Source organism: Megasphaera micronuciformis F0359, assembly GCF_000165735.1.
In the GTDB taxonomy this organism is placed as follows: Bacteria; Bacillota; Negativicutes; order Veillonellales; family Megasphaeraceae; genus Megasphaera; species Megasphaera micronuciformis.
On the sequence record NZ_GL538208.1, the window covers coordinates 761,301 to 780,508 of the forward strand.

Here is a 19,208-nt window from a genome sequence, read left to right on the forward strand (position 1 = left end):
CCCCGATTTGAAAACTCGTCAACACTTTTAAGTTTTCATCTTCGTATACATTTTGTGACAGAAAAATCAGATTTTATCCTGTTATATCTGTATATTATCCCATAGTACCCTCATAAAAGTCGGTATTTAAGCGACTTTTGGTACTTGAAAACATTGTAAAGTTTTATACATAATAAGAAGATCTTTACCTGTAAGACCGGGCTTCCCGGCAAGAAATTTTACTTATTAGGGTATTATCGCTTGATAATCATATAAGGGAAGTTTGTAAAATTTTCCTTATATGATTATTCCTTAAAGCTACACCACTCGTCTACTTGTCATTTTCGCACACAAAAAAAACAAGACCTCTCAAAGAGAGGTCTTGTTGATAATCGTATTGATTAGAATACGAATACGAACTGTGCACGTGTGAGTTCGTCGATATCTTTATTATTCTTTGTCTTCGAGTTAAAAGTCTGGAATACCTGGAACTGTGCGTTCTTAGCGAATGCATAATCAGCACCTACGCCCCAACCTTTAGCACCGGTACTTGCGGTAGCTGTAGCGCTGGTTGCAGTCGGGATACCGAGAAGGCTATCCGTTCTCCAGTTGCCCGTACCACCATAGATGCCGTATTTATCAGCATTTACATAGTCAACCCAGAGGTCCCAAGTCTTCGGCTGTGCGAAGAGAGCTTTGCCGTATTGGAGTTTGCCGTAGTAAACGTCAGCATCTTTTGTTGTTCCTTGATTATTAACTTTCTGGTATTCACCAAAGAAATTGAATTTCTTAGCGAAGTTCAAGGAAGCATACGCACCCCAGAGGCTATCGGGAGTATTCATTGTTGCCGTAGTAGAAACCCCAGCAATATCCGTTGTCACTTTAACAGGACCATTAAAATTATTGTAGAACGCGCCTACAGCCGAGCCGGCTACAGAACCGCCGCCGAAGAATCCTTCCAATTCGCCGTAAGCCGTCTTAGCATTGTTCAATACACCTTCTTTAAATTTACCATAGCCTGCCGTTGCAGCCATGTGTTTATTAGCGAATTTGAGCTGTGCACCGTCGAAGTTATCGCCGTACTGAATGCCCGAAGCATTGCCCAATTCATAGTCATAACGACCAACCATTACATTGAACTTCTTACCAGCGTCTAATGCATAGTTTACATATGCACGGTCAACGAAGAATTTATCTTTGTCTGCCGATGCAGCGTCTGTGCTGGAGAAGTTGGAATTGTAGTTAACGCCGATTACAGCGTCAGCGCGGTCGTTAATCTTTGCGTTAGCGCGGAGACGGCCACGGAACTGCCAAGAACCGTCGTTTTTCAACGTGTCGCCCTGCTTCATGTAACGAACACGAGCATCACCTGTCAATTTAACGTTGCCTACGCGATCTTCCAAGTTGGAAACGCGAACGCCGAGGTTGTTGAGTTCATCGGAGAATTCGTCAGCCAAACGGTTGATGAGTGCGCGCTGTTCAGCGTTTGCACGATCTTCGTGAGCCATAGCCTTAGCTACGATTTCAGCGGCCTCATAACGAGTGATGTTACGTTCGCCTTGGAAGTGAACGCCGTCAACACCCTGGATGATGCCGGAGTTAGCCAATTCTACTACGGAATTGTAAGCCCAGCTGTCGGACGGTACGTCAACGAAGGGGTTAGCTGCAAATGCAGTTGCGCCAACAGCCATCGTTGCAACTAAAGATGCTACGAGTTTCTTGTTCATTGTGAAAGACTCCTTTCAAAAAACAAATATAAGTTTCGGAGAACTTTTGAATTTGTTTTGAAGGGTCATTGGCGAGTTGTCCATGTTTCCTCTCTTTTACTGCTTCAAAACAGCTTCATTTCTCCATTCGACTTAAGCATGGCACAAGGTCATCCGTAAGTCGAGATTTAGTTTACCCTATTTTCTGAAATTTGTCAAAAAAAGGAGTTTAGATTTTAATTTCTTCTATATTTGGTGTATCTTTTTGTTATTTTTTCCATATTTTGTATATCTCGTTTTTTCAGACCGGCATGATCGGAAAATAAATTTGAAAAATATTAAAATTTTTTTTATTTCCGGACAAAACTCGTAACCCAATAATAGTTTTCTTTACTTATTATATAAAAAAACAAGGTCTCTCATATGAGAGACCTTGTTTAAGTCATTTTTAGAATACGAATACAAACTGAACACGCGTGAGTTCATCACGATCTTTACCACTCTTTTCAATCTTAGTATCAAATGTCTGGAAGACTTGAAGCTGTGCATTCTTAGCAAAGGTGTAGTCTGCACCGGCAGCCCAGCCCTTCGTATTATTGACGTTCGTTCTCCACGAACCCGTTCCGTTATCATCAGCTGCGCCGTCTTCGATGTTGATGTAGTTAACCCACAGATCCCAAGATTTAGGCGTATCGAATTTTGCCTTGCCGTATGTGAGTTTAGCCGCAAAGCCGTCAGCATCGGCAACACTGGCCTTGTCGTAGTTTACACGATAAGCTTCGGCATTAAGGTTAAACTTCTTAGCGAAGTTTAAGGATGCATAAGCGCCCCATACCTTTGCGTCTTCCGCACTTCCGCCAGAAGAAGCATTGAAGTCATTGTAGTATACACCTACAGCCGATCCTGCAACCGTGCCGCCGCCAAAGAAACCTTCCAATTCACCGTAAGCCGTCTTGGAGTCATTCAAAATACCTTCTTTGAATTTCCCGTAACCGACTGTAGCTGCCATTTTGTTATCAGCAAATTTAAGCTGAGCGCCGTCAAAGTTATTTCCGTAAATAAGGCCCATATTATTGCCCAATTCATAGTCATAGCGGCCGACCATTGCATTCCATTTATGACCGTTATCCAATGCATAGTTTACATATGCGCGGTCTACATAGAAATGGTCCTTACCGGCACTGGATGCACTTGCACTTGCAGCCGTATTGTTTCCAAACTTGGTATTATATTCCATACCGAGTACGGCATCGGCGCGGTCATTAATCTTCGCATTAGCACGGAGGCGGCCGCGGAACTGCCAGGAATTATCATTTTTCAATGTTTGACCTTGTTTCATGTAACGAATACGAGCGTCACCCGTCAACTTTACATTGCCTACGCGATCTTCCAAGTTGGAAACGCGAACGCCCAGGTTATTGAGCTCATCGGAAAATTCATCAGCCAAACGGTTGATGAGTGCACGCTGTTCAGCATTTGCACGATCTTCATGAGCCATAGCTTTAGCTACGATTTCAGCAGCTTCATAACGGGTGATGTTACGTTCGCCTTGGAAGTGAACGCCGTCAACACCCTGAATGATACAGGAGTTAGCCAATTCTACTACGGAATTGTATGCCCAGCTGTCGGACGGTACGTCTACAAAAGGATTGGCAGCAAATGCCGTTGCGCCTACTGCCATGGTTGCTACTAACGATGCTACGAGTTTCTTGTTCATGTGACTCTTCCTCTCTTATTCATAATTTTTTGACATAAAAGGAAAAATTCAGATGAAGATGACCTTGCGGAGTTGTCCATGTTGCCTCTCGCCGCATCCTTCATCAACTCTTCTTCCGTTCTCCACCTATGAACAGTGTTGCATATTTTTTCTTTTATTATAACGAAAAGGTACTGTTTTATGGCATATTATGCTCACTATGCATGTTTAAATATTTTTATTTATCGACTATATACTAAAAGTCCTTGTCGGTTTTCGACAAAGACTTTTAAAGAGCTTATTTAAAATAAAAAGATAAATTGAGCTCTTGTCAGCTCGTTACGTTTATTGCCCGTACTCGTTACTTTCGTATCAAAGGTACGGAACAGTTGTATCTGTACATTTTTTGCCAACGTATAGTCCAGACCGATTCCCCAGCCTTTCGTGTCGTCAGCATGCATGCGCCATGTCCCGCAGCAATCATCGTTAGCCGTTCCGGCTGCGTCATGTAAGTATTCACCCCACAAATCCCACGACCCGGGTCTTGCGAAGTTCGCCTTCCCGTATTTCACCGTAGCAATATAGGTCATACCGTCTTTCAATGTACTTTCATCTTTTCTGTCAACGCGATAGAGCACATAATTAGCCTGCCACTTTTTACCCGGGACGATATTGGTATAGCCGCCCCATACATGGCCGCTCCTCTCATCCGTCGAACCGTCAACCCGCATGTAATACAGGCCCAGTGCCGAATTGTTTTTAAAGAATTTTTCCACTTCGGCGAAAGCCGCTTTACGGTCTAAAAGCCTGCGACCTTCTTTGAATTTACCGTATCCTGCAGTAAAGGCTCTTTTATCCGTCTGATATCTATATTTCAAGCCGTCGAAGGTCTCATAGTATTGAAGAGCCCGATTGTTACCGAAGGCATAATCAAAGCGCCCTACTGTAAAGAGGGATTTTTTCTTTGCATCGGGACGGTACGTAATATAAGCTCTGTCTACATAAAAAGTATCACTGCCCGACGAGGCCGATTGGGTTGTATTAAAATTATCCCAGAAGTTAACTCCCAAGATGGCCGACATTTTTTCATTAATTTTCCCTTCGGCACGCAGTCTGCCCCGGAACTGCCATGACCTATCACCATATTTACCTGCATCCTTTTCATGCAGGTAGCGAACTCGAATATCGCCGCTCAATTTTATATTTCCTACGCGGTTTTCCAGATCGTCTACGCGAACTCCCAATCCGTTCAATTCTTCGGAAAATTCTTCAGCAAGTTTCTGAATTTTTTCTCTTTCTTCACCGCGCACCCTATCTTCACGAGCCAAGGCTTTCGCCACCATCTGTGCCGCTTCGTAACGCGTAATATTTCGGTTACCCTGAAAATGCTTTCCGTCTACGCCCTCTACGATTCCGGAGTTAGCCAGTTCCGTCACGGACTGATACGCCCAACTGTCTTGCGGCACATCCGTAAAAGGATTAGCTGCCGAAACTACGGCTGTCATCATCATACAGCCGGATATGGTTAAAATTATTTTCTTATTCACAAGGTTTACGCCCTTTCCGATTTTTTCGGCGTTGCGCAACGACTCCTTCGTACATGATAAGTGAATACCGTTCCCGGCGAATTCCCTCATAGGCCTCCACATACGAACAAGCTTTGTTTGTTAACTTTACTTCAGCTAAAATAAGTTCACGTATAATATTACATAATAGTCCGTTCTGTGTCAAAATACCGAATTATTGTATATTTTACTACAGATATACTTCATATGGTTGTAATTTTAATCTTTTATACAATATAAGCCATTTTATATTGTAATCTAAAAATGTATTACAATTAGGTTTACATTCTATTTAAGTTAAACCTATTTTATATAATTCCTGAAGCCCATCGTTCTTATACACAAAAAGGACGGCAGAATACTCTGCCGTCCCGAAAATTTGTAGCCGATTTAGAAGAAGAAATCCAATTCAGCGCTTGTATATTCTTTTTGCTTCGTGCCGTTATCAACGGATTTTGTTCCGAAGGTCTGACCTACTGCCAAGACTACGTTCTTAGCCAAGGTGTAATCGAAACCTACACCCCAACCCTTAACGCCGTGTTCATAACCGAGATAACCGCCGTCACGCCAGTTAGCCGTGCTACCGTAGTAGGTACCTTTATCCAGGCGTACATAGTCGACCCATGCGTCCCAAGTACCCTTTTCTTCAGGAACGGATTGGCCGTACTGGAGTTTAGCACCCCAAATATTTCCGTCTTTATCCGTTGCCGTTTCTTTGTTCTTGCTTACGCGCTGGTAATCACCCATGAGATTCCACTTCTTAGCGAAGTTAATCGACATGTAGCCGCCGAAAATATTGTCCAAGTTGGCTGCGTTGGCTTTTTCACCGCCGAAGTGATTGTAGTAAACACCGGCACCGAAGTCACCCCACGTGCCGTCCAAAGATGCATAGCCGGTCTTAACATCGAGAAGGCCCGGATTCGGATCGGCTTCTTTAAACTTACCGTAGCCGCCCGTCAATGCCCAGTGGTCACCGCTGAATTTGAGTTGAGCACCGTCAAAGGTATCGCCGTATTGAATACCCATGCCGTTACCGATTTGGTAGTCATAACGACCTACGAGGAAGTTTACATGCTTACCGGCATTGTATTCCACATTAGCGTGGTCAACGTAGAGCTTATGGTCTTCATTGCTTGATGCGGAGTGTTCGTCGGCAAAGCTCATATCATCCGTGCTGAGTCCCAAGTTAACAGTCGTGCGGTCATTAACCGTTGCCGTTGCCAAGAGATGAACAGCGGCTTCCCAAGAAGCGTCGCCTTCAATATTGCCCTTCTGATGCTGATAATGAACGTTGGCATCGCCCGAGAGTTTAACATTACCTACCCGTTCTTCCAAGTTGGATACGCGAACACCGAGTTTACCGAGTTCATCGGAGAATTCATCGGCCAAGCGATTGATAAGTGCACGCTGTTCAGCGTTTGCACGATCTTCATGGGCCATAGCCTTAGCTACCATTTCGGCTGCTTCATAACGAGTGATATTACGCTGCCCTTGGAAGTGAACGCCGTCAACGCCCTGAATGATACCGGAGTTAGCCAATTCTACTACGGAATTATACGCCCAGCTGTTCTGAGGGACATCCACAAAGGGATTAGCTGCAAATGCTGTTGCACCGACAGCCATGGTTGCTACTAAAGATGCTACGAGTTTTTTGTTCATGTCCGTTACCTCTTTTCCTATACTGTTCCTGCATCGAATAGGCAAAATCGATAAACCGTACGGAGCGAGTTGTCCATGTTTCCTCTTCCGCTTCCGGTTACATCGTTCGGCAATAAAGACTGCAAGAATATCTATATTGCTATTCCAGTCTACTATTATTGATAAATTGTGTCAATAATAAGTCGATAAAAATTTTCACTTTAGAGAATTGATGTTTTTATATACTTTTAATTTGAGATATTCCGCTCATATTAAACAAAAGAAAAGCGGCCTATAAAAGGCCGCTTACCTACATAGCTTTTATAATATCGATGCATTCTTTTACAATTTGTGCCGTCATGCCCCATATACGATACCCTTCATATCGATAAATATATACAAAATAGGTTTTGCGACGTCGCCATTCCATGGGATTTCCCGCATAAGAAATATCTACGGGAAAGGTAGCTCCCGGTCGGGTTGCCAAATCCATTTCCGCCAGTTCAGGCTCATGCTCCATAAACCACTGCAACGGTACCGTAAAGGTATGATCCACTTCGGCAGTACAACGAATATCCTCTACGCTCGAAACTTCCGCCACGAAAGGATTCAGGGTAACGCCCGTAACGGTTTCCAGCGGCGATAAACTTGCCAGGACACGTATCTTTTCGGGAGGTATATTCAGTTCCTCTCCCGTCTCTCTAATAGCCGCTGCCAAAGGAGTAACATCGCTCGCCTCTATTTTTCCGCCGGGAAAAGAAATATCTCCCGGCTGCCAACGCAACGTCTTACTGCGAACTTCAAATAAAAGGTGCAAGCCTCCCGCATTCTTTATGAAAGGTACCAAAACGGCACAGGGTACATTGTTAAACAGTACGGACGAGGTCCTCTCGTGTTCGGGCCAGGGAGCCAATACGGCCTGCTCGTTCATATATACTCCTTCAACCTATTTGACGACAATATTGATAATCTTGCCGGGAACGACAATAAACTTAACTACGTTCTTACCGTCAATGAGAGTTTGAATTCTGTCGGACGCCAAAGTCTGTTCCTTTATAGCTTCAACCGATGCATCGGCACTTACGACAATGCGTTCACGAACCTTACCGTTAATCTGTACAGGCAATTCAATAGTAGATACGACGAGAGCCTGTGCATCCGTCTGCGGCCATTCTTGGGTATGAACACTACCGTTTTTACCGATGATAGACCACAGTTCTTCCGCAATATGCGGCGTAAAGGGAGCTAAAAGACGCAAGAGATTTTCATTGGCTTCATCGGCTACATCTGCATGCAACTGCCCCTTATCTTCACCTACATACGCATGCATAGCATTGACAAATTCCATGACGGCACTGACGGCCGTATTCAAAGCGTAGTTTCCGTCATCGCCTTGAATATCATCCGTAATCTTGGCAACCGACGTGTATTCAACGAGACGCAAAGCCTTATCCGCTTCGGAATAGATGTCTTTCGACACTTCCGCCGTTTTGGCAATATCGGCAAACTGGTGTACGATTCTCCAAACACGATTTAAGAATCGATAGGATCCCTCTACTCCCTTGTCGGACCAATCCAAGTCGCGTTCAGGCGGAGCGGCGAACAAAATGAACAAACGTGCCGTATCGGCCCCGTATTTGGAAAGAATTTCTTCCGGCGAGACAACATTGCCCTTGGACTTGGACATCTTGCTGCCTTCCTTTAAGACCATCCCTTGAGTGAGCAATCTTTCAAAGGGTTCGGACGCTTCAACCAAGCCTGCATCACGGAATACCTTCATTAAGAAACGTGAATACATAAGATGTAAAATAGCATGTTCAATACCGCCGATGTACTGGTCCACATTCATCCAATGATCGGCTTTTTCACGACTCCACGGTGCTTTTTCATTGCGTGCATCCGTATAGCGCAAATAGTACCACGACGAGCAAACAAAGGTATCCATCGTATCGGTTTCGCGCGTTGCCGGACCGCCGCAAACCGGGCAGGTGCAGTGACTGAACTTTTCACTTGTTGCCAAGGGGGATACGGCACCGGCCGTAAAGGCTACGTCTGTAGGCAGTTCTACGGGCAACTGTTCTTCAGTAACCAATTGTTCACCGCATTTTTCACAGTATACGACAGGAATAGGAGCTCCCCAATAGCGTTGACGCGAAATCAACCAATCGCGCAAACGGAAGTTAACTGTCCCCTTGCCGCAGTTATGGGCCTCCAACCATTTGGTAATAGCCTTTTTTCCCGCCTCAATCGAAAGGCCGTCGAATTCTCCCGAGTTCATAAGAACGCCTTCGCCCGTATAGGCTTCTGTAGCATTTTCATAGTCATATTCACCGGTCGGGTCGGAGATGACATAGTGAATAGGAATATTGTACTTTTTGCAGAATTCAAAGTCCCTTTGATCGTGACCGGCAACGCCCATAACGGCACCTGTCCCGTAATCGGCGAGAACATAGTTGGCAATCCAGATGGGAACCTGTTCACCGTTCAAGGGATTGATTGCATAGGCACCGGTAAACATGCCTGTCTTTTCAGCTTCATTCGACGTACGTTCCATATCGCTCTGATTTTTCATGAGCGTAATGTATTCCTGCAGCTGAGCTTCATTTTTCTTACCCTTAATGATTCGTTGCACAAACCGGTGTTCCGGAGCCAGAACCACAAAGGTCGTACCGAAAATCGTATCGACACGCGTAGAGAACATATCCAGTTTTTCACCGATTTCGGGAATATCGAAACAAAACTGAGCACCTTCACTGCGACCGATCCAGTTTTTTTGCATAGTCTTAACACGTTCAGGCCAACCGGGCAACAACTTTAAGTCATCCAGCAATTGATCGGCATAGTCCGTAATCTTAAAGAACCATTGTTTCAAATCCTTTTTGACTACGTCGTGATCACAACGCCAGCATTTGCCGTCAATAACCTGTTCATTGGCCAATACGGTATTACATGTATCGCACCAATTAACCTTCGCTTCTTTACGATATGCCAATCCGCGCTTATATAAAAGTTCGAAAATCCATTGTGTCCAACGATAGTAATCTTTATGACACGTAGCTACTTCTCTGTCCCAATCATAGGACAAGCCCAGAGATTTCTGCTGCCTTTCCATATTGGCAATATTATCGTATGTCCATTCGGCAGGAGGAATATTACGTTTAATAGCCGCATTTTCAGCAGGCATACCGAAAGCATCAAAACCCATAGGATGCAATACGTTGTATCCGTTCATACGGCGATAGCGGGCAATAACATCACCGATAGTGTAGTTACGCACATGCCCCATATGCAAGTTTCCCGAAGGATAAGGGAACATTTCCAGCACGTAATACGGCGGTTTTCCGTTATTATCAGGCGTTTTATCGGCATGAGATTCTGCCCATACGCCTTGCCACTTCTTTTCAATATCCTGAGGGATATACTTTTCCATACATAAGCCTCCTAAAGTAAGCCGCCATGCAGCTCAAAATACGAATTGTTTTTATTATAGTGTTCTCATCATATCAAGTCAATCAGCAGAACTGCTCCAAATATTCCGAAAGTCGGCATCTTCAAAGCCTTTGCGCCAGTAGGCACCCCCTGCCAACTGATACTTATCAATGAGATTTCTTTTGTTTGCCAAGGACGTATTGTCTTCAAACCAGATTTGAACTACACCTGTTTTTAAAGGCAGGTTCATGTAGTAGAGACCTTCCTTATCATTCCAGCGAATATAGGAAGCATATTTTTCCCTGATTTTAAGACTGTTCTTCATGGTCAAAGTTCTTACCTTCAACGTACTATACGACTTATAGTTATCTTTTTCTCCCGGACCGCTTCCGGCCGGTGCCGGCCATTCATCGGGATTTTCAGGTAACATACTTTCTTCATCAGTGCTGTACCATGTACGCATATATAGGGGCATGCCTAGAACGAGCTTATCTTTATCTATAAATTCCAAGGTTTTACGGACAGCCGACTCCACCCACGGTTCGGTAGCACAAGGACCCGGCACGGGACTGGTACGTCCCACTTGATCGTAAGCCATAAGCATGAGATAGTCGAGATGGGGAGCTAAAGAAGCTCGATCATAGACTTGAGACCAGTTTTTACTCGCCGACACGGGCGTTACATCCATAGATACCTTTAATCCGTATGCATGAGCGGCTACTGAAAAGGCGGCAACAAATGAGGTCAGTTCGTCTCTGTCTTCGTAGTTTATATTTTCAAAGTCCAGATTGTATCCGTCAAAGCCGTACAACAGAGCATACCCGATGAGCCTTTTAATCGTTTCTTCACGCACCGATTTATTTACCAAAAACTCGTGCGTTGCCGTAGGGTTAAAGTTATTGTCCACAAGGGGCCAAATTTTATAACCCGCCTTTTTATAGGCACCCACATAAGTATCAAAGTTTTTTTTGTGAATAGTTACTCCCGACGGAGTAACTCGAAAGGCCGTCGGCGATATGACGGCAGTACCCGTTGTCGGGCGTTGTGCAAGATTCTCTGTGTTCATTTCCGGATCCCACATAAGATCAACACCCCCTGTTTGCGCCTTATCAACAGGTTTGTTTTCTACGGCATCTTTCAAAACAACCAGCCCTTGCGGTGAAGTGACGGCAATCGTCCCCTCACTGCCTTCCAGTTTCAGACGTAAGGCATCTTTAATATACGTTACGTCGACAAATGTGCCGTTTCCTTCTTTTACAGTAGGAAAGGTCAAATCTACAACATTATTCTGAAAAACAACGCCTGTTTTGTCCGGCAAGGTCACTCTATAGTTACCGTTTTCCGCCTCTTGAATACCGGCCTTTTTTAAAAGCGAGGGACTTACTAAGATCTGTAAAGCCTCTTCATTTTTCGTCAATACGGGCTGTGTTGCGACCGACGTCTTTTTTTTATAATCCGTTTGCTTACCACGTCCGTGCGCATCGGCTTCCTGAACCGTTAAGATAGCGGAACCGAGCAATACGGCACAAAGACAAGCGACTATTCGTCTTCCCTTTTTCATGGCTAACTCCTGTTCACAATGAATTGGTAGTGTATAATATACTGGTACTTAACTTTTTTATTATATCACATGAAAGGATGACTTTCGTCATGCATCAATATCTCTTTTATATAGGAACCTTTCCCGTCCGCGCATACGGACTTCTCTTTATGCTCGGTATAATTTCTTCAGGCATTACGGCCTATTACATTATGAAAAAAGACGGGCGTCATTGGCACCTTCACATCTTCGACTTCACCCTTTGCTGCGGCTTGGCCGGCATTGTCGGCGGACGCCTTTGGGATGTCTTTTTCTTTGATTGGGCATACTACCATAACCACTTGACGGAAATCCCCTATGTCTGGCAAGGCGGCATGGCTATTCAGGGAGGTCTTCTTTTCGGTGCCGTAGCCGGTGTCATTTATACGAAAATTCATCACATCGATACTTGGGCCTTCGGCGATTTACTGGCTCCCGCTATCATCCTCGGACAATCGGTAGGTCGTATGGCCAACTTAATGAACGGTGATGCTTTCGGCCATCCTACGGGCGGTTCTTTCGGCATCGTCTATCCCGAAACGACCCTGGCCCATCGTACATACGGCGACAATCCGCTCTGGCCTGCCGAAGTGTGGGAGGGACAAGTCGATATTCTCGTCTTCGTAGCCCTTCTCTTATATAGCGTCTTCCCGCATAAGAAGGGTCAGGTCTTTTGTGTATATGTTATGCTCTATGCCGTAGAACGCTTTTTCCTCGAATATTTAAGGGGCGACTACGTATCAACTCTTTGGGCTTTTAAATCCGCTCAATGGACGAGTATCATTGCCTTTGTCATAGCTTTGGCCATCTGGATAGTCCTACAAATATACGGTAGAGAAGATGAAAAATTAAAATCCGAATAACACCTCATATATAAAAAGAGCCCTCGGCCGTATCTTCGATCGAGAGCTCTTTTTATTCCACTCAAAAGGGAATCCATTATTGTTTTTCTTCTTTAGCTAACGCCTCTTTCAACGTGTGCCAAGCCAAGACGGCACATTTAACGCGAGCCGGCATGTTGGAAATATTTTTAAGTGCAATAGCGTCTTCCAACTCTTCCAGTTCGTCATCATCCGTAACTTCTCTTTTAATCATATTCAAAAAAAGTTCCGTAAGTCGCAAGGCTTCGATCACGGTTTTTCCCTTAATAACGTCAATCATCATATCCGCCGACGCCTGACTGATAGCACAGCCGTGACCCGTATAAGCTGCGTCTTTAACAATACCGTCGACTATTTTAACCTGCAACGTAATATCGTCACCGCAGCTGGGATTATGCCCGTGTTCGGAAAGAGTCGCATCGGCTAATTCATGTTTGTTTTCCTGTGTCTGATTGTGTTCCAGAATAATATCGGAATACAGTTGATCCATTTCCATTGTCATTCGCCTCTCCTTTAGTCCTTAAAGCCCATTTGCTTACGAACAAGGGGCAATACTTCCAGGAAATAATCCACTTCTTCCGGCGTATTGTAAATATAGAAGCTGACACGATTAGAAGCCTCCGCCTTAATATAAGCGCCGTAAGGCTGTGCACAATGATGGCCCGAGCGGATGGCAATTCCGTAGCTGTCAAGAATGGTGGCCGCATCGTGAGGATGAACTCCGTCAATCGTAAAGGCGATAACCCCCGTTTTTTCGTTTGCATCGGTCGAGCCGATGATATGAATATACGGCAGTTTTCTCATACCTTCGAGACAACGCTTAGTCAGTTCATATTCATGTTCTTCTATCTTGTCCCATCCGTAGTTGTTCAAATATTTAATAGCCGCATGCAAGGCAACGGCACCTTCCACATTTTCCGTACCGGCTTCAAACTTGAAGGGCAGGACATTGAACGTCGTCGTCTGTTCTTGTACATATTCAATCATGTCGCCGCCCAAAAGGAAGGGTTCCATATCATTCAGTAAATCGCGCTTACCGTAAAGGACACCCGTTCCCGCAGAAGCCAACATTTTATGACCTGAGAAAACAAGAAAATCGCAATCCCAGTCTTGAACATCACACTTCATATGAGGAATAGCCTGAGCCGCATCGACAATAGCCACGGCTCCTACTGCGTGAGCCCGGGCTACCAATTCTTTTACGGGCCGTTTCATACCCAATACATTGCTTACAGCCGCAAAGGATACGATTTTCGTACGATCATCGATCTTAGCTAAATCTTCATCCGTAAAATGACCTTCTTTGTCCAAATACATGTAGACCAATTCCGCACCGGTTACACGACAGACGCGTTGCCACGTTACCAGATTTGCATGGTGTTCCGAAATAGGGATGACGATTTTATCGCCTTTCTTCAAATGCGTTTCCGCATAACTTCTGGCAATGAGATTCAGGCCTTCCGTCGCATTACGAACGAAAACCACTTCTTCGCTGTACTTGGCATTGATCAGCTCGCGTACGGCTTCACGGGCATCATCATATAATTGAGAGGCTTCTACACTGAGAATATGAGCCCCTCTGTGCGGATTGCCGTTATGATGTTCCAACAAGTCGACAATAGCCTGAATAACCTGCTTAGGTTTCTGCGTCGTCGCCGCATTGTCGAAGTAAACGAGCTTGTGCCCGTTATGTTCTTTGCTTAAAATCGGAAAATCTTCGCGAATCGTTGTCATACCCCTCACCTTTCTATTATTCGTATTTCTGCATTTTTTCACGGGCTCTGTCAAGAACTCGCGCAATCAACTCTTCATCGCCCAGTTCATCAATAACGGGACGAATATTCGATTCTACAATAATCAGTTGAGCCCCTTTTTCGCTGAATCCGCGGCTCATTAAATAATAAAGCATGTCCTTGTCGATTTGCCCGGCACTGCTGGCATGATTACCTTCTACATCATCTTCTTTACACAAAAGAAGCGGCAACGATACGGAATGTACTTTCGGACTGAGCAACAGGCATTCATCGGTTTCCGAACCGACGGATTTGCTGCAACCGCGTAAAAAGTCAAGCGTACCGCGGAAGTTTTTCTTTGACGTATCCGTTAAGGCTCCTGTCGTCAAAATATCGGCATAAGATTTCCGACCTTTTTGCAAGACCCAGTAAGAGAAATCCAAAACCTGCTGATCATAACCTACATACATGGCATGATTGACGAACTTGCTTTTTTCTCCGTCCAAATCGACTTTATAATATAAAATTGTCTGTGCCCCGCCCATTTCGGCGCTGACAAAACGAACTTCACTTTCTGCAGCGGCACGGACACAACGATGTTCTATATGACGTACGGAATCACCGTTGAATTGGATCTTTTTAATCGTAACTTTAGCATCTTTTTCGGCTTCAATATATTCGGCTATATTAACACTGCCTGTCGGAGCATCCCCTTCAAAGAGAAGATATACTTCCGTTTCACTGCCTTCTTTAGCTTCAATTTTAAGTTGTGCCGTAAGATTCGGCACCGCGTCTTCTACACGATAAATCAGGCGAACCGTTCCTTTGCTACCCTTAGGTGCATGAATGAGGCACCCGTTCATGCTGTGATTGACAGCATCTCGCAACGATTCGGGAGAAGCCCCTTCAAAGCCGTCCAAATCGTCAAGTCCGTTGCCTTGATAAAAAGTAACCTGCGTATCGCCGGACACGATATGTTCAATATCGACTGACGGCAAATAAGGGGCGTTCAATCCGTCTAGTTCTAAATGATTGACCTTCATCCAACGGAAGGTAGGACGAGGCAATTCATTGTATAATTCTTTACTCATCATTACCCTCCTTTATTTTAACGAGCCTTTCAGCTCCAGATTAATTAAGTTATTCATTTCCACGGCATATTCCAAAGGCAAAGCTTTGGAAACGGGTTCAACAAAACCGCGCACAAGCATGGCTCTGGCTTCATCTTCACTAAGGCCGCGACTCATGAGATAGTAAACGGCTTCATCGGAAATTCTACCGATTTTAGCTTCGTGACCCAAGTCGATATTATCATTTTTAACAACAATAGCCGGAATCGTATCGGACTGAGAAATTTCATCCAACATAAGCGATTCACAACTTACATTGGACTTGGCACCTTCCGCCTTTTCGTTAATTACGACACTGCCGCGATAGATACAGACACCGCCGCTCTTTGACAAGGACTTGGAGTCGATATTACTCGTCGTATTCGGTGCGTTATGAACCACCTTGGACCCCGTATCTAAATACTGCCCCTTACCGGCAAAGGTAACGCCCGTAAATTCGCAATGAGCTCCTTCTCCCTGTAAAATCGTCATAGGATACAGGCAAGATGTATGAGATCCGAAGGAACCCGTTACCCAGTTCATCGTTCCGTTCTTACCGACAATGGAGCGCTTCGTGTTCATGTTGTACATGTTTTTTGACCAGTTCTCAATCGTCGAATAGGTCAAGGTCGCATCATCGCCGATAAAGAGTTCTACCGCCCCGGCATGCAAATTGGCTACATTGTACTTAGGTGCGGAACACCCTTCAATAAAGTGAACCTTTGCCCCTTTTTCTACAATGATCATCGTATGTTCGAACTGTCCTGCGCCGGGAGCATTCAGACGGAAATAACTTTGCAAGGGAATATCCACTTGGACTCCTTCAGGCACGTAAACGAAGGATCCGCCCGACCAAACGGCACCGTGCAGGGCCGCAAACTTATGGTCTGTCGGCGGTATGAGCTTCATAAAGTGCTTGCGCACAATATCTTCATGTTCTTTCAGAGCCGTATCAAAATCAGTATAAACTACGCCTTGTTTGACCAATTCTTCCTGAATGCTGTGATACACCACTTCCGAGTCGTACTGAGCCCCCACACCGGCTAAAGACGTCTTTTCCGCTTCGGGTATACCGAGTCGATCGAAGGTATCCTTAATGTCTTCGGGCACTTCATTCCAATCAGCTTTCAACCCCGCATCGGGGCGCACATACGTAACGATGTTGTCCATTTGCAGTTCGCTGATGTCAGGCCCCCATGTGGGGTAATCTATTTTATAAAAGAGTTCAAGCGACTTCAGGCGTGCCTGAAGCATCCATTCGGGTTCGTCCTTTTGTGCCGAAATTTCCCGAACTATTTCTTCAGTAAGGCCCGCATCGGTCTTATATGAATATTTGAAATCTTTTTTAAAGTTATATACATTGCTAAAGTCGGAAAAAGACTCTATCTTTTCCCGTTCTTTGGCAAATCTTTTTTCTTCAGCCATGGACAATGCCCCCTATTTAGCCTGTGTACGATATACATCGTACCCGTTCGCTTCGATGTCATCAATCAGGGAAGCATCACCGTTTTTCACAATCTTTCCGTCAATGAGAACATGGACGAAATCGGGTTTCAGGCTTTGCAAAATTTCGCTGTGATGCGTAATGACGAGAACCGCATTTTCCCCATTGTGATAAGCAGCAACTCTGTCGGAAACAACGCGAACCGCATCGACATCAAGCCCCGAATCTATTTCATCCAACATGGTCAATTTCGGTTCCAACATGGTCATCTGCAGGATTTCCGTCTTCTTTCGTTCTCCGCCGGAAAAACCGTCATTTACATACCGTTCCGCATAAGACTTCTCCATACGCAATTCTTCCATTTGAGCACGCAACTTTTTACGAAAAGGCATAATTCGTTGCGTTTCTCCCGTAATCGTACTCTTGGCATTGCGGATAAAGTTTTCTACGCTGATGCCCTTAACGGCAATAGGGTTCTGAAATGCCATAAAAATACCGAGTTTAGCACGTTCATTTACGGGCATATGTGTAATATCCTGTCCTTCAAAGAAAATATGACCGTCTGTCACGGAATACGAAGGATTCCCCATAATCGAATGAAACAGTGTCGACTTACCGGCCCCGTTGGAACCCATAATGACGTGAGTTTCACCTTTATTAATCACTAAGTCGAGACCCTTGAGGATTTCTTTACCGTCAACGGTTACCTTCAGGTTCTCTACACGTAATAATTCACTCATTACCAATCACTCCTGTATAAACTTTTAAATCATACTTTTTTACTACACTTAGATTACTCCATCGTTTTTACAAAGTCAACCTTTTTAGTGTATTTTAAGAACCGTATTCATTTCACTCGTCTTTTTCTTTGTCCATTCCATATTTTTCACGTAATTTCCGCCGTTTTTCGCTATGAAGCCATGCCTGCATGATTACTGTCAAGGTTGCTAAAATCAAGAGCCCGACTACAAGCGATGAAGGACCGTCTTTGATAAGTGCATAGATTAAATATGCATATACGACTATCCATAAAAAGAATCGTATTTTACTCACCGGCTTTTTCTCCCTCCCGCTTTTTCACAGCAATCAAAGCTTGAATATACATGGCACATTCAATACGCTTTTTCTGAATCTTACAGCCCAACTCATAAGGCGTGTCTATACTGCCGCCGTACTTAATGTTATTGGCATGACAGCCGCCGCTGCAGAAAAATTTAGCCCAACACTTGCAACATGTCGGTTTATTGAGTACATGCATATCTCGGAATAAGCGGGGCAGTTCCGTATTCGTTATGCCGTCGTATACACTGCCGATAGCATATTCTTCCTGTCCGACAAACTGATGACAGGGATATATATCTCCGTTCGGAACCACGCACATATATTCATGGCCTGCACCGCAACCGCGCAAACGCTTGGCAATACAGGGGCCTCGATATAAGTCCATAATGAAGTGATAGTAAATAACGGGGCGACTACTAAAATAGCGTTCCAAATAAAAATCCGTCAAATTTTCGTATTCTTCATCGATACGTTTTAAATCCGACTCGTCGATAGCATACGACAGGTCATCGCCGACAACCGGTTCCATGGACAGGCCGTCAAAACCCAAATCTGCCATATGCTCTACATCAGCCGTGAAATCAAGGTTATATTTCGTATACGTACCGCGCACATAATATTCTTCCCCGTTTCTTCCGGATACGGCATGTTGCAGGTTCTTAACAATTCTTTTATAAGAGCCGTGACCGCCTGCATCGGGACGCATACGATTATGAACATCCTCTCGGCCGTCCAGGCTGAGAATCAGACTGATATGATTATCTGTTAAATATGTAATTTTTTCTTCATCCAATAAAAGCCCGTTTGTCGTCAGAGAAAGTTTAAATACCTTATTATGCAACTTTTCCTGTTTTCGTATATATTCAATGGTCTGTTTGACGACCCCGAAATTCATAAGCGGTTCGCCGCCGAAAAAATCCACTTCACAATGCTGCCGCTTGCCTGCCGAACTTTCAATCAGCAGATCGATAGCTCTTTTAGCCACATCAAAACTCATTAATTCTCGTTTATTCGTGTCATAATCGCCTTGAGAGGCAAAACAGTATTTACAACGAAGATTACAATCATGAGCTATATTCAGGCATAAGGATTTTACAACCGGTTTTTCATCGGCTACGACCTTAAAAGACTCGCACATGGGCGCAAAAAGCATTTCCGCCTTAATCAACTCGTCAAGTTCGTCCATCGTTTCCGTTAGTTCATCGTGTGTATACGTTCCTTCAAGGGCAGTATACACCGCTTCTTTATTGTTACCCTTATACGTATCCAAAACATCGTAAGCCAGCTTATCGATTACATTGACAATACCGCTGTTAACATCGAGTAACATATATAACCCTTTCATAATATATTTATGAATCATGGGTTGAATCTTTTCCGCCATTTT

Annotated in this window: 15 protein-coding genes; 1 reads left to right on the plus strand and 14 read right to left on the minus strand. The window is 44.4% G+C overall.

The genetic code is table 11. The features are described 5' to 3' along the window. Positions 1 to 380 precede the first annotated feature (380 nt). The 7 genes from HMPREF9429_RS07355 to HMPREF9429_RS08915 form a co-directional block, all read right to left on the minus strand. Entirely contained in the window at positions 381 to 1,706 is a 1,326-nt protein-coding gene (locus HMPREF9429_RS07355) for an S-layer homology domain-containing protein (protein ID WP_006942800.1), read from the minus strand. A 427-nt stretch (positions 1,707 to 2,133) separates the two neighbouring features. Then, positions 2,134 to 3,402, minus strand: a complete 1,269-nt coding sequence (locus HMPREF9429_RS07360) for an S-layer homology domain-containing protein (RefSeq protein WP_006942801.1) — start codon at positions 3,400 to 3,402, stop codon at positions 2,134 to 2,136. A 281-nt stretch (positions 3,403 to 3,683) separates the two neighbouring features. Then, positions 3,684 to 5,018 (minus strand): S-layer homology domain-containing protein, encoded by a 1,335-nt coding sequence (locus HMPREF9429_RS07365; RefSeq protein WP_232216656.1) that lies wholly within the window; start codon positions 5,016 to 5,018, stop codon positions 3,684 to 3,686. 318 nt (positions 5,019 to 5,336) lie between these two features. Further along, entirely contained in the window at positions 5,337 to 6,605 is a 1,269-nt protein-coding gene (locus tag HMPREF9429_RS07370) for an S-layer homology domain-containing protein (protein ID WP_006942803.1), read from the minus strand. 289 nt (positions 6,606 to 6,894) lie between these two features. After that, positions 6,895 to 7,515, minus strand: coding sequence for an NUDIX hydrolase (locus tag HMPREF9429_RS07375; protein ID WP_006942804.1), 621 nt, complete (start codon positions 7,513 to 7,515; stop codon positions 6,895 to 6,897). A 15-nt stretch (positions 7,516 to 7,530) separates the two neighbouring features. Beyond that, entirely contained in the window at positions 7,531 to 10,014 is a 2,484-nt protein-coding gene (gene leuS, locus HMPREF9429_RS07380; protein ID WP_006942805.1) for a leucine--tRNA ligase, read from the minus strand. A gap of 78 nt (positions 10,015 to 10,092) precedes the next feature. Next, positions 10,093 to 11,574, minus strand: a complete 1,482-nt coding sequence (locus HMPREF9429_RS08915) for a glycosyl hydrolase family 18 protein (RefSeq protein ID WP_006942806.1) — start codon at positions 11,572 to 11,574, stop codon at positions 10,093 to 10,095. A gap of 89 nt (positions 11,575 to 11,663) precedes the next feature. On the opposite strand from HMPREF9429_RS08915, the gene lgt reads away from it, so the two are divergent. Beyond that, a complete protein-coding gene (gene lgt, locus HMPREF9429_RS07390; RefSeq protein WP_040774116.1) occupies positions 11,664 to 12,455 on the plus strand; it encodes a prolipoprotein diacylglyceryl transferase in 792 nt (263 codons plus the stop codon). A gap of 76 nt (positions 12,456 to 12,531) precedes the next feature. On the opposite strand, the gene sufU is transcribed toward lgt, so the two are convergent. From sufU to scfB, 7 genes are all read right to left on the minus strand, one after another. Then, on the minus strand, positions 12,532 to 12,969 hold the full coding sequence (gene sufU, locus HMPREF9429_RS07395) for a Fe-S cluster assembly sulfur transfer protein SufU (RefSeq protein ID WP_040774410.1): 438 nt from the start codon (positions 12,967 to 12,969) through the stop codon (positions 12,532 to 12,534). A 17-nt stretch (positions 12,970 to 12,986) separates the two neighbouring features. Then, positions 12,987 to 14,207: a SufS family cysteine desulfurase gene (locus HMPREF9429_RS07400; protein WP_006942809.1), complete on the minus strand. Its 1,221-nt coding sequence runs from the start codon at positions 14,205 to 14,207 to the stop codon at positions 12,987 to 12,989. A gap of 16 nt (positions 14,208 to 14,223) precedes the next feature. Further along, a complete protein-coding gene (locus HMPREF9429_RS07405) occupies positions 14,224 to 15,297 on the minus strand; it encodes a SufB/SufD family protein (protein WP_198005687.1) in 1,074 nt (357 codons plus the stop codon). Between the two features lie 12 nt (positions 15,298 to 15,309). After that, positions 15,310 to 16,740, minus strand: coding sequence for a Fe-S cluster assembly protein SufB (sufB, locus tag HMPREF9429_RS07410; protein ID WP_006942811.1), 1,431 nt, complete (start codon positions 16,738 to 16,740; stop codon positions 15,310 to 15,312). Between the two features lie 12 nt (positions 16,741 to 16,752). Continuing rightward, on the minus strand, positions 16,753 to 17,499 hold the full coding sequence (gene sufC / locus HMPREF9429_RS07415) for a Fe-S cluster assembly ATPase SufC (protein ID WP_006942812.1): 747 nt from the start codon (positions 17,497 to 17,499) through the stop codon (positions 16,753 to 16,755). A 112-nt stretch (positions 17,500 to 17,611) separates the two neighbouring features. Next, positions 17,612 to 17,812, minus strand: coding sequence for a hypothetical protein (locus HMPREF9429_RS07420; protein WP_006942813.1), 201 nt, complete (start codon positions 17,810 to 17,812; stop codon positions 17,612 to 17,614). Next, positions 17,805 to 19,205, minus strand: coding sequence for a thioether cross-link-forming SCIFF peptide maturase (gene scfB, locus HMPREF9429_RS07425; RefSeq protein ID WP_006942814.1), 1,401 nt, complete (start codon positions 19,203 to 19,205; stop codon positions 17,805 to 17,807). The genes HMPREF9429_RS07420 and scfB overlap by 8 nt, the downstream gene beginning before the upstream one ends. Positions 19,206 to 19,208: the final 3 nt, after the last annotated feature.